Here is an 11649-nt window from a genome sequence, read left to right on the forward strand (position 1 = left end):
ATGATACTCTTACAAGTCAACCAACTCTCGAAATCATTCGGCGTTGAGCCGATTTTAGAAAATATCAAATTGGAAGTACAAGAGCGCGACCGGATTGCGCTCGTCGGACGAAATGGTGCTGGTAAATCGACATTGCTCAAAATCATTGCTGGCGAACTCAGTCATGACTCGGGTGACATCATGAAAGGTAAGGATGTCAAAATCGGTTATCTCGCGCAGGACAGTGGTCTTGAATCGAACGAGACGATCTGGAACGAGATGCTGACCGTCTTTGAACATTTGCAGGAACAAGAACGAACACTGCGTCGGATGGAAATCGAAATGGGTATGGAGCATATCTTGAACGACCCGATCGCTTACGATCGTCTCCTAAAGACGTACGATCAAGCGCAACACGACTTCTCAGAAGCGGGTGGTTATCAGTTCGAAGCGAATATCCGCTCCGTCCTGCACGGCATGCGCTTTTATCCGGACGATTATTCGCGCCGGATCCAAACGTTATCCGGTGGTCAACGGACACGTCTCGCCTTAGCGAAGATGCTCCTGCAAGCACCAGAGCTCCTCATTCTCGATGAGCCAACCAACCACCTCGATATCGATACGCTCGCTTGGCTCGAAAGTTACCTCGGCGGTTATCGTGGTGCCGTTCTGATCGTCTCGCACGACCGGTACTTCCTTGACCAAGTCGTCAATGTCGTCTATGAGCTGTCACGCAATGTCTGCCGTAAGTTCACCGGTAACTACACGAAGTACTTGGAACAAAAAGCGGCATTGTACGATCAAGAAATGAAACAGTTCGAACAGCAACAAGAAGAGATCGCGAAGATGCAGGACTTCATTCAACGCAACATCGCTCGGGCGACGACGACAAAACGTGCCCAAAGTGTCCGGAAGCGACTCGAGAAAGTCGACCGGCTCGACCGACCAGATGGGGATGAGCGTAGCACGGTCCTGTCCTTCCCGATTGAAAAACAGAGCGGAAACGACGTTCTTCAAGTGAATCAACTGGCGATCGGTTACGAAGAAGCTGTCTCAAAAGACATCACGTTCCGCTTGCAACGCGGTGAATCACTGGCACTCGTCGGACCGAACGGCATCGGAAAGTCGACGCTCTTAAAAGTCCTCGTCGGTCGCTTACGCCCCCTCTTCGGTGATTTCCGTTTCGGAACTGGCGTCTCGATCGGATATTACGATCAAGAGCAGGCAGAACTCAATGACCGGAACCGCGTCATCGATGAGATTTGGAACGAATGGCCACTGATGCGTGAACAAGAAGTCCGGTCTGTCCTCGGGCAATTCTTGTTTAGCGGTGACGATGTCTTCAAGATCGTCCATGAGTTATCTGGTGGCGAACGCGGACGTCTCGCACTTGCAAAACTGAAACTCCGGAAAACGAACGTCCTCGTCCTCGATGAGCCAACGAACCATTTAGATCTAGATTCGAAGATGGTCCTTGAAAATGCGCTCGTCGACTACGAAGGAACGCTGTTATTCGTCTCTCACGACCGTTACTTCATCGACCGAATCGCGACCCGCGTCATCGAGATGAGTGAAGCCGGCGTGACGGAATACCTCGGTGATTATTCGTACTACACGGAGAAGAAGGCGGAGCAAGAAGAGATTGCGCGTCTTGAAGCCGAGGAAGCAAAAGCTGCAAAGGTCACGGCGTCGAAGACGATCGATAAAGAAGCGCAGAAAGAAGAGCGCAAGCGCCGTCAGCAAATCGAACAACTCGAACAAGACATTGAGCGGCTCGAACAGCGTTCAGCGGAGATCGAACAGTTGCTTTGCGAACCGGAAGTCTTCAATGACATTCCGAAAGCAACGGCACTTTCGGCAGAACGTGATCAGATTGATGTCGATTTGCTCGAATTAATGGAACGATGGGAGAACCAACACTGATGCGGACGAAGAGCTTTTTCATCAATCTCATCTTAGGATTACTATCCGGTGTTCTCTATTTCGTACCGTTATATGCCGATTATGTATCCGTCTTTATTCGTCCAGATGCCTTCAATGCTGCACTTCCTTTGTTCCTCTTGATTTCCTGCATGATCGGTCTCGTCATCCAGACATGGAGTGGGCTCTTCATCAGTTTACTCTCGGGATTATGCTGTACGCTCCTGACGATACAGCTATTCGTCGAACTCAATGATCCGTTGATCTTATCGTATTACGGTAGTGTCTCTCCAATCAGCGCTTTCTTGATCAGCTGCGTCGGAATATGGGCACTCGCAATCGTCTTTTATTTGCTCGATGGCTATCAGTACAGTAAACGTCATGGTCTTGAAGCCTCTTCAAACGAAATCGATCCTCAGCCTTGATGAATCAGATGAACGACATGAAAAAAGGAGTGGAGATTCCGGTAGTTAGACCGGTCTCTCCACTCCTTTTTGTTTGAATCAAAATGAATCGTACGATGAGTCAGGCATTCACACTTCGATCATTTCGTCGGTCGGGCAATCGTAAACGTCTTCCCGATCGTCGCATAATCATTCCCTGCTAAACGAGCGACAGCCTTCAAGCCTGCCGCGTCAATTCGGAACGACTCGACGAGTTCATCTGCAACGTGATAGCGCAGTACTTCCCCGATTAGAAGATCGGCACCTTCTAGCTCGACGTGTTGCGTCAAGCGCATCTCGAAGCGAATTTTCGCTTCCGCGATTCCGGGTACTTCGATTGCGTCACTATCGACGAGTGTTAAGTCCGTCCGCTTAAGCTCACTTTCACCGTAAGCAAGTGGCGCTGCTGTCTCATTGACTGCGTCGACGATCTCTTCGCTGACGATATGGATGACATAACTTTGTTTCGCTAAGATGTTACGTGCCGTATCCTTCTGCCCCTGATCCGTCCGTTGTACGGCGATCACCAGTTGCGGCGGACTGCTTGAAGCGACCGTAAAGAAGGAAAACGGTGCAGCGTTGACCGTCCCGTCTTCTCCTTGCGTTGTCACGAAAGCAATCGGACGCGGAATGATGCTTCCGATCAGTAATTTATAATTGTCTTTTGCACTAAGCGTTGATGCCTTAAACTTCATGAATGACCCACCTTTTTCTTCACCCGATGAGTGCAGCGAGTGAATAGTCTCCAGCACCGATCATCGCTACACCAAGCGCGATGACGATCAATGCCATGTTGTATTCGTACCCGTTCTGCGTCACCCAGTAACCATTCGCACCGTGTACTTTAACGATCGCAACAAGCATCGATCCGATGATGAGGAGCGCTGCGATCCAGAGGAATACGCCTCCTGCAAACAACAAGCCGCCGATCAATTCAGCAAGACCTGCTGTAATCGCGAGTGCCTTCCCTGGCTTCATGCCGATTGATTCGAACCAACCGCCTGTTCCAGCGATTCCGTGTCCACCGAACCAACCAAATAATTTTTGTGTCCCGTGTGCAGCGAACGTTAAGCCGATGATTAAACGAATGATTAAAAGTCCTGTATCCATCATTGCTCTCTTCTCCTTTTACCTAATGTATTTTAGTTACTTTAAGTAACTCAATAAACAGACTATATCTTATCACTTACTAAAAGTAAATAGATTTGTTTTAGTTCTTTTTGTTACATTAAGTAAAATGATTCGATTTTTTTAGCAGAAGCGGGTATACTACAACTATAGAAAGGATGAGTGCTGATGGAAGAAGTCGCAATCCAACCGGCTCTTTGTCCCAAAGTCGAACATGCCTTTGAAATCTTAGGTAAGAAATGGACGGGTCTGATCTTACGTCACTTGTTGACGAAGACATGTCGTTTCAATGAGATTCAAGATGCCATTCCCGAATTATCAGGTCGTATGCTCACGGAACGTATGAAGGAGCTCGAAGCGGAAGGCATCGTCATCCGGACTGTCATTCCCGATCGTCCGATTAAGATTCAATACAGTTTGACCGACAAAGGGCGCCAACTCGAACCGGTCATTCGTTCCATTGAGGAATGGGCCGAACTACAAGACTAATGTATAGAAAAGCATCTTCTTCGGAAGGTGCTTTTTTATATGTCCTTTGACATTGATAATCATTATCAATTAAAGTAGAGAAGTACAGTGAAAGGAGGAAGATGCATGCATATCGCGATTGGATTCGTCAGCATGTCTGGGAATACGGAAGATATCGTCTCGCTCATTCAACATGAACTCGAGCAACACGATGTCGACGTGACGATCACGGAACTAGATCAATTCGTCGGGGAGGACTTATCACGTTTTGATGGTCTATTACTCGGCTCATATACATGGGGAGACGGTGATTTACCGTATGAAGCAGAAGACTTCGTTGAGGAGCTAAGGGAACAATCCTTAGACGGGATACCGGCGGCTGCTTTTGGTTCGGGGGATCTTGATTATCCGAAGTACTGCGCAGCCGTTGATTTGATTGAAGACGCATTAAAAGAAGCTGGGGCGACCCTCGTCACGGATGGCTTGAAGATTGAGTTTGATCCGAATACCCCGGAGAAACAAGCCGCTTGTCGTGCATTCGCGCAAACGTTTCATCGCTTTTTACAACAGGTTCATTCTTGAGTGTCGTTTGAATCCGTACTGTAAGGGAATCGTTAAAGCAGACTCTATGAAAGTGAGATGAATGTTTTATGACGATTCAAGCACTCGTCTTTGACGTCTACGGTACATTATTCGATGTCCATTCCGTCAAAGAACAAGCCGAAGCGCTTTATCCGGATCACGGAGAAGCGATCAGCAAACGCTGGCGGGAGAAACAACTGGAGTACTCTTTCCTCCGACAATTGAACGGACAGTATGTGCCGTTCAGCCAAGTGACACAAGATGCTCTCCGCTATACGTTACTCGAACTGAAGCTCCATGTGACCGAGGAACAAATCACGACCTTAATGGAGACGTACCTGACGCTTGATGTATATCCTGAAGTCAGCTCCGTTCTCGAGACGATGGCGGACAAGCGTCTGGTCGTCTTCTCGAATGGTTCCCATGATATGCTCGATCCGCTCATTGAGCAGTCAGGCTTAGCCGATCGGTTCGAACATCTCGTCAGTGTCGATGATATCAAACAGTATAAGCCAGCACCTGCATCCTATATGCATGCCTTAAACACGCTCGGTCTAAAACGCGAGGAGATCCTCTTCATGTCCTCGAACGGTTGGGACATCACCGGGGCGAAGAGTTTCGGCTTCAAAACGGCATGGATCAATCGAAATGGACTTCCGGTCGAGGAATTGAATCTCGATCCCGATCGTATCTATGATGACTTGACGGGTATCACTGAATGGCAATGAACGAACAACAGCGGACTCCTATTTAGGAATCCGCTGTTTTCATGGATTTAGTAATTAGACAAACGTGAGTAACCCTTCTTAAATAGATCGAGTTTCAGACCGCCTTCTTTTTCGATGAAGAAGAGGTATTCGTTTTGATCCGTATCCTTATAGAAGACCTTAAATAACGTCAACGTCCGTTTTTTATTGTTCTCGACAGCCGTCACCTCATGCTTTGAGATGACCTCGGCTTGGACTTGTTCTGCATCCATCTTTTGAATCATTGGTTCGAATGACTTCTTTTCTTGATCCGTCACCGGTGTTCCGGAAGCAATCATGAAATAATCATCACTCGCCTTGTTCGTTAAACCATACTTCCGATCGACGATGACGACGTTACTGAGCTTACCATTGATTGTCTGATCAAAAGCATATAACTTTTGAATCCGGGTCTTTTCCCCTTCTGCTCGTCCGATTTCGTAAAGTGGACGTTGTTTCGTATTCGTCTCGACCGCTTTTTTATCGGGTACGAGTTCTTCCTTATAGGCGACTTGGTATGCGTTGACGATTTCTCGGACCTGAAGTCCGATCGCGACGATGACCAGTACCGCTAACAATGCGATGATGACTTTTTTCATTCCATTTCCCCCAAGTTGTTCGGATTCCTTACTTTAAATCTAGCCCAGGTTCTGCGTTCATGGCAAGTGTCGAATAGCGTAACGCGCGATATGGATGAATTGCAGCCGCTCCGATCATCGCTGCATTGTCTCCACACAGGTGCATCGGCGGAATGACGAGATCGATTCCTTCCTTCGCACACGCCGCTTCGAGACCTTGGCGTAATCCTTTGTTAGCAGCGACGCCACCAGCAAGTAGCAATTGACATCCCCCTTTATCCTTCACGGCACGAACCGCCTTTGTCACGAGTACCTCGACGACGCTCGCTTGGAAACTTGCAGCTAAATCTTCCGGAATGATCGTTTCTCCCCGTTGTTCAGCGTTATGCACGGCATTGATGACCGCTGACTTCAAACCGCTGAAGCTAAAGTCGTACGAGTCCTTCTCAAGCCAGACGCGTGGAAAATGGAACGTATCCTGACCAATCTGTGCCAATTGATCGATCCGTGGACCACCCGGATACGGTAACTGCAACGTTCGAGCAACTTTATCATATGCTTCCCCTGCGGCATCATCCCGTGTTTCACCAATGACTTCATATACACCGTCTTCCGGCATGTAGATCAGTTCCGTGTGCCCACCTGATGCAATCAAACAGACGAGCGGGAACTCAAGCTCTTGCACGAGACGATTCGCATAGATATGACCTGCGATATGATGAACACCAATTAATGGTTTATTGTGCGCAAAGGCGAGTGCCTTCGCTGCGCTGACACCAACGAGTAGTGCTCCAACGAGTCCAGGTCCTTCCGTGACGGCGATCGCATCGATATCGTCGATCGTGACGTTTGCTTCCGTCAAAGCATCATCGATGACGTATGTGATCCGTTCAACGTGATGCCGTGAAGCCACTTCAGGCACGACGCCACCAAAACGTTTATGACTTTCGATTTGAGACGAGACGACGTTCGATAAGACGTCAGTTCCTCCACGGACGACGGCAGCCGCCGTTTCGTCACAACTCGATTCGATTGCTAGAATCAATGGTTGTGTCATAGGTCTTCTCCCTCCAGTTCCAGCCAGTAGATGGCAGCATCTTCATTGTTATCTTGATAATATCGTTTTCGGACACCGACATACTGGAATCCGAGTTTTTCATATAAAGTCCGCGCTGGTGTGTTCGAGACACGTACTTCAAGCGTCATCGCCCGCAAACCAAGCGCACGACCGACGGCGATCAATGCCGTTAGCAAGTCTTCCCCGAGCCCTTGTCCGCGATGCGACTGCTTGACGGCAATATTCGTAATATGTCCTTCATCCGCAATATGCCACAGACCAGCAAACCCAACGATACCATCTTGATCGGCAACGACATAATAGGCATTCGGATTTTGTGTCATTTCCGCTTCGAAGGCATCTAGCGTCCACGGTGTCGCAAATGATTCGAGTTCGACCGCATGAACACCTGCAGCATCCTGTACGGTCATGCGACGAATGCCCTTACTCATGACGCTGTGCCTCGATCCATTTCGCTTCTGCTTCAGCCAGGCGCAGGTAACGTGGCTCAAACGCATGCGCTTCGACCGTCTGACGCGTTGCACCGAGTAAAGCGAGTACGCCGGCACGTGGCGTCCGGAAAGCAGGAGCCACCTTTTCGAAGGGCTGAAGAATCTCTTCGAACGCATCGACGTCTCCTGTGACGAGCGTATCTGGCGGTAACGTCTTCACAAAAGAAGAGATCTCGACATGCTGTTCTTCACCGATTCGTTTCCCGGCGTCGTACAGTCCGACAAACCCTGCTCCACGCCGCGCATCTTGAATTGCTACGACACGTCCCGTATGACCTGTCGAAGCCGCCATCAGTTCAAGTGTCGAGATGGCAACAAGCTCGATGCCCAGTGTATAAGCGAGTGTCTTTGCAGTTGTCGCTCCAATCCGTAATCCGGTATAAGAACCAGGACCGTCAGCAACGACGACACGTGTCAGTTGAGCCGGTGTCCATTTTGCTTCCGCCATCAAGCGCTCAAGCAACGGCATGAGTTTCGTCGCATGATTCAAAGACGTGACATAAGAAGCTTCTGCTACGATCTGTTTCCCGTCTGAAAGAGCGACCGATAATTGTTTCGTCGATGTATCAATAGCTACGATTTTCATGATTTCAATCCCTCACATAATGTAATGTATCGTTCTCCGATCGGCGTCAGCTCAAAACGACGGCTATCGTCACCCGTTCGCGTAATCGTGATTGCCAACCGTTCAGGGGGAAGGCTATCTGCAATCAATTCAGACCACTCGACGACGGCGACGCCTTCGCCATTCAAATATTCTTCAAGTCCGATATCATCACCGGAACCTTCCAGGCGATAGACATCCATATGATAAAGAGGAAGACGTCCCGAATAGACTTTCATGATCGTAAAGGTGGGACTGTTGACGTGGCGCGTCACACCTAACCCTTTCGCAAAGCTTTGAGTAAAGGTCGTTTTCCCAGCACCTAAATCCCCATCAAGCGTAATGACCATCCCTGCTTCTGCACGTCGTCCGAGTTCAAGGGCCAAGGCAGTCGTTTCTTCCAAGCTGTTCATTTCCAGTTCTATCATACGATGTCTCCTCCTTTAATACGTACTGTTCGTCCTTCTCTATTGTACCGAACGAAAAAGGCAAAAAAAAATACGAAACGCTGAACGTTTCGTAGTAAAGTTGAAGTTAAGTTTAAAATTGGTTGCGGGGGCCGGATTTGAACCGACGACCTTTGGGTTATGAGCCCAACGAGCTACCAGACTGCTCCACCCCGCGACGATAAACGTTTCGGATTTGATTATTTAAAAATTGGTTGCGGGGGCCGGATTTGAACCGACGACCTTTGGGTTATGAGCCCAACGAGCTACCAGACTGCTCCACCCCGCGATGATATAACGTTTCGACAGATATTAATATAACATGCGTCTTTTAAATTGGCAAGTCTTTTTGCCTTATTTCTTTTTACTAACTGTCATAATGAATATTCTTCTATACTGATAGGAAAGGAGTGAGCAGATGGGATACTTATTAGATTTACGAAAAATCGTAGGCAACCGACCGTTGATCAGCGTGGGTGCGACCGTACTCGTCATGAATTCACAACATGAACTGCTATTTCAATATCGTTCGGATACACACAGTTGGGGACTCCCCGGTGGGTCGATGGAACCAGGTGAGACACTTGAAGAAGTTGCGATGCGCGAGTTGCAGGAAGAAACCGGACTTCAAGCACGCAGCGTTCAGCTGCTAGACGTCTTCTCGGGTCCTGATCACTTCTTCCGTTATCCAAATGGCGATCAAACCTACAGCGTGATCCATCTCTTTCAAGCAAAAGACGTATCGGGTACCTTACAAATGACGGACGGAGAGAGTCTCGACTTACAGTATTTCTCCCTAAATCAACTACCAACACCTCTTGAAGCACGTGCTGCAGCGCTCTTACGCCAAGTCACGCCTCGTCTTCTTAGCACAACCCCTTCTTTTTAATCTAGATGCTTCGCTTAAACTGACTCGATGGCGGATTGACGTCCATTCGTCAGTTTTTTTATTTCTTTCTTATCTAAAAGGACTACACAAAAAGACCGATCTGCAATCTGCAGATCGGTCAAGTGCCTGGCAACGTCCTATCCTCACAGGGGGAAGCCCCCAACTACTTTCGGCGTTCAAGTGCTTAACTTCCGTGTTCGGCATGGGAACGGGTGTGACCACTTGGCTATCGTCACCAGACGACGGGCTCGCGCCCTCAAAACTGAAGTCATCAACAAGCATCTGCTAGAACAAGGCCTCGACCGATTAGTATCACTCAGCTCCACATGTCGCCATGCTTCCACCCGTGACCTATCTACCTCATCGTCTCTGAGGGGTCTTTCTTGATTACTCAAAGGGAAATCTCATCTTGGAGGGGGCTTCATGCTTAGATGCTTTCAGCATTTATCCCGTCCGCACGTAGCTACCCAGCGATGCTCCTGGCGGAACAACTGGTACACCAGCGGTGCGTCCATCCCGGTCCTCTCGTACTAAGGACAGCTCTCCTCAAATTTCCTGCGCCCACGACGGATAGGGACCGAACTGTCTCACGACGTTCTGAACCCAGCTCGCGTACCGCTTTAATGGGCGAACAGCCCAACCCTTGGGACCTACTCCAGCCCCAGGATGCGATGAGCCGACATCGAGGTGCCAAACCTCCCCGTCGATGTGGACTCTTGGGGGAGATCAGCCTGTTATCCCCAGGGTAGCTTTTATCCGTTGAGCGATGGCCCTTCCATGCGGAACCACCGGATCACTAAGCCCGACTTTCGTCCCTGCTCGACTTGTAGGTCTCGCAGTCAAGCTCCCTTCTGCCTTTGCGCTCTACGAATGATTTCCAACCATTCTGAGGGAACCTTTGGGCGCCTCCGTTACTGTTTAGGAGGCGACCGCCCCAGTCAAACTACCCGCCTGACACGGTCCTCCAGCCGGATCACGGCTGCGAGTTAGAGACTCTATGCATGAAGGGCGGTATCCCAAGGGTGACTCCTCCGAAGCTGGCGCTCCGGGCTCGACGTCTCCCGCCTATCCTGTACATCATGCACAAAGCCTCAATATCAGGCTGTAGTAAAGCTCCATGGGGTCTTTCCGTCCTGTCGCGGGTAACCTGCATCTTCACAGGTACTATGATTTCACCGGGTCTCTCGTTGAGACAGTGCCCAAATCGTTACGCCTTTCGTGCGGGTCGGAACTTACCCGACAAGGAATTTCGCTACCTTAGGACCGTTATAGTTACGGCCGCCGTTTACTGGGGCTTCGGTTCAAAGCTTCGCTTGCGCTAACCCATCCCCTTAACCTTCCAGCACCGGGCAGGCGTCAGCCCCTATACGTCATCTTGCGATTTAGCAGAGACCTGTGTTTTTGCTAAACAGTCGTTTGGGCCTATTCACTGCGGCTCTACTCATGTAGAGCGTCCCTTCTCCCGAAGTTACGGGACCATTTTGCCGAGTTCCTTAACGAGAGTTATCCCGCGCGTCTTAGAATTCTCATCTCGCCTACCTGTGTCGGTTTACGGTACTGGCGCCTTCCCCCTCACTAGAGGCTTTTCTTGGCAGTGTGAAATCGTGACCTACGTCCCTACGGGACTCCGCGTCGTTCCTTGACTTTGGTGCCTGACGGATTTGCCAATCAGACGGTCTTGAAACTTGCACATGCACTTCCATCCGCATGCGTCACTATCCTCCTGCGTCCCCCCATTGTTCAAACGGTGGATCGGCGGTACAGGAATATCAACCTGTTATCCATCGCCTACGCCTTTCGGCCTCGGCTTAGGTCCAGACTAACCCTGAGCGGACGAGCCTTCCTCAGGAAACCTTGGGCTTTCGACGGAGGGGATTCTCACCCCTCTTTTCGCTACTCACACCGGCATTCTCACTTCCAAACGCTCCACTGCTCCTTCCGGTACAGCTTCACAGCGGTTTGGAACGCTCCCCTACCATTCCTTACGGAATCCGCAGCTTCGGTGGTATGTTTAGCCCCGTTACATTTTCGGCGCGGCGCCACTCGACTAGTGAGCTATTACGCACTCTTTGAATGGTGGCTGCTTCTAAGCCAACATCCTAGCTGTCTAGGCAGCGCCACATCCTTTTCCACTTAACATACACTTTGGGACCTTAGCTGGCGGTCTGGGCTGTTTCCCTCTTGACTACGGATCTTATCACTCGCAGTCTGACTCCCGAGTATAAGTTGCTGGCATTCGGAGTTTAACTGAATTCGGTAACCCTGTGGGGGCCCCTAGTCCAATCAGTGCTCTACCT

At 49.6% G+C, this 11649-nt stretch carries 13 protein-coding genes, 2 tRNA genes and 2 rRNA genes (1 of these 17 running past the window's edge); 6 read left to right on the forward strand and 11 right to left on the reverse strand.

Annotation, left to right across the window (positions count from 1 at the left end; all coding sequences use genetic code 11):
• Positions 1 to 1902, forward strand: coding sequence for an ATP-binding cassette domain-containing protein (locus tag EXW93_RS14775; protein WP_174316694.1), 1902 nt, complete (start codon positions 1 to 3; stop codon positions 1900 to 1902).
• Entirely contained in the window at positions 1902 to 2324 is a 423-nt protein-coding gene (locus EXW93_RS14780; RefSeq protein WP_023469606.1) for a hypothetical protein, read from the forward strand. The genes EXW93_RS14775 and EXW93_RS14780 overlap by 1 nt, the downstream gene beginning before the upstream one ends.
• 119 nt (positions 2325 to 2443) lie before the next feature.
• On the opposite strand, the gene EXW93_RS14785 is transcribed toward EXW93_RS14780, so the two are convergent.
• Both EXW93_RS14785 and EXW93_RS14790 read right to left on the reverse strand, forming a co-directional pair.
• Positions 2444 to 3037 carry a flavin reductase family protein gene (locus EXW93_RS14785; RefSeq protein ID WP_174316695.1) on the reverse strand — a complete coding sequence of 198 codons (594 nt, stop codon included), beginning with the start codon at positions 3035 to 3037 and terminating at the stop codon, positions 2444 to 2446.
• 19 nt (positions 3038 to 3056) lie between these two features.
• Complete coding sequence (locus EXW93_RS14790; protein WP_023469608.1) at positions 3057 to 3455, reverse strand: DoxX family protein; 399 nt, start codon at positions 3453 to 3455, stop codon at positions 3057 to 3059.
• Positions 3456 to 3638: 183 nt separating this feature from the next.
• Here EXW93_RS14790 and EXW93_RS14795 point away from each other — a divergent pair, with 183 nt between their 5' ends.
• The 3 genes from EXW93_RS14795 (at position 3639) to EXW93_RS14805 (ending at position 5248) form a co-directional block, all read left to right on the forward strand.
• Complete coding sequence (locus EXW93_RS14795) at positions 3639 to 3959, forward strand: winged helix-turn-helix transcriptional regulator (protein ID WP_023469609.1); 321 nt, start codon at positions 3639 to 3641, stop codon at positions 3957 to 3959.
• Between the two features lie 105 nt (positions 3960 to 4064).
• On the forward strand, positions 4065 to 4520 hold the full coding sequence (locus EXW93_RS14800; RefSeq protein WP_174316696.1) for a flavodoxin: 456 nt from the start codon (positions 4065 to 4067) through the stop codon (positions 4518 to 4520).
• Positions 4521 to 4588: 68 nt separating this feature from the next.
• Positions 4589 to 5248 (forward strand): haloacid dehalogenase type II, encoded by a 660-nt coding sequence (locus EXW93_RS14805; protein WP_023469611.1) that lies wholly within the window; start codon positions 4589 to 4591, stop codon positions 5246 to 5248.
• Between the two features lie 47 nt (positions 5249 to 5295).
• On the opposite strand, the gene EXW93_RS14810 is transcribed toward EXW93_RS14805, so the two are convergent.
• From EXW93_RS14810 to EXW93_RS14840, 7 genes are all read right to left on the reverse strand, one after another.
• Positions 5296 to 5865, reverse strand: a complete 570-nt coding sequence (locus EXW93_RS14810) for a hypothetical protein (protein ID WP_055969420.1) — start codon at positions 5863 to 5865, stop codon at positions 5296 to 5298.
• 28 nt (positions 5866 to 5893) lie between these two features.
• On the reverse strand, positions 5894 to 6901 hold the full coding sequence (gene tsaD / locus EXW93_RS14815) for a tRNA (adenosine(37)-N6)-threonylcarbamoyltransferase complex transferase subunit TsaD (RefSeq protein WP_174316697.1): 1008 nt from the start codon (positions 6899 to 6901) through the stop codon (positions 5894 to 5896).
• The gene (rimI, locus tag EXW93_RS14820) at positions 6898 to 7353 is read right to left on the reverse strand and encodes a ribosomal protein S18-alanine N-acetyltransferase (protein ID WP_071908837.1); all 456 of its coding nucleotides are present in this window, start codon (positions 7351 to 7353) and stop codon (positions 6898 to 6900) included. Before rimI ends, tsaD begins: the two co-directional genes overlap by 4 nt.
• Complete coding sequence (gene tsaB / locus EXW93_RS14825; protein ID WP_174316698.1) at positions 7346 to 7999, reverse strand: tRNA (adenosine(37)-N6)-threonylcarbamoyltransferase complex dimerization subunit type 1 TsaB; 654 nt, start codon at positions 7997 to 7999, stop codon at positions 7346 to 7348. Before tsaB ends, rimI begins: the two co-directional genes overlap by 8 nt.
• On the reverse strand, positions 7996 to 8445 hold the full coding sequence (tsaE, locus tag EXW93_RS14830; RefSeq protein ID WP_149427972.1) for a tRNA (adenosine(37)-N6)-threonylcarbamoyltransferase complex ATPase subunit type 1 TsaE: 450 nt from the start codon (positions 8443 to 8445) through the stop codon (positions 7996 to 7998). The genes tsaB and tsaE overlap by 4 nt, the downstream gene beginning before the upstream one ends.
• Before the next feature lie 119 nt (positions 8446 to 8564).
• A tRNA-Met gene (locus EXW93_RS14835) sits at positions 8565 to 8641 on the reverse strand.
• Positions 8642 to 8675: 34 nt separating this feature from the next.
• Positions 8676 to 8752, reverse strand: a tRNA-Met gene (locus tag EXW93_RS14840).
• Positions 8753 to 8881: 129 nt separating this feature from the next.
• Here EXW93_RS14840 and EXW93_RS14845 point away from each other — a divergent pair.
• Positions 8882 to 9352: an NUDIX hydrolase gene (locus tag EXW93_RS14845; protein ID WP_174316699.1), complete on the forward strand. Its 471-nt coding sequence runs from the start codon at positions 8882 to 8884 to the stop codon at positions 9350 to 9352.
• Positions 9353 to 9476: 124 nt separating this feature from the next.
• Here EXW93_RS14845 and rrf read toward each other — a convergent pair.
• Positions 9477 to 9592: ribosomal RNA gene (gene rrf / locus EXW93_RS14850) — 5S ribosomal RNA — on the reverse strand.
• A gap of 46 nt (positions 9593 to 9638) precedes the next feature.
• Positions 9639 to 11649 (reverse strand): 23S ribosomal RNA (locus EXW93_RS14855); it runs 903 nt beyond the window's last position.

The organism is Exiguobacterium sp. JMULE1 (assembly GCF_013337175.1).
Classification (GTDB): Bacteria; Bacillota; Bacilli; order Exiguobacteriales; family Exiguobacteriaceae; genus Exiguobacterium_A; species Exiguobacterium_A indicum.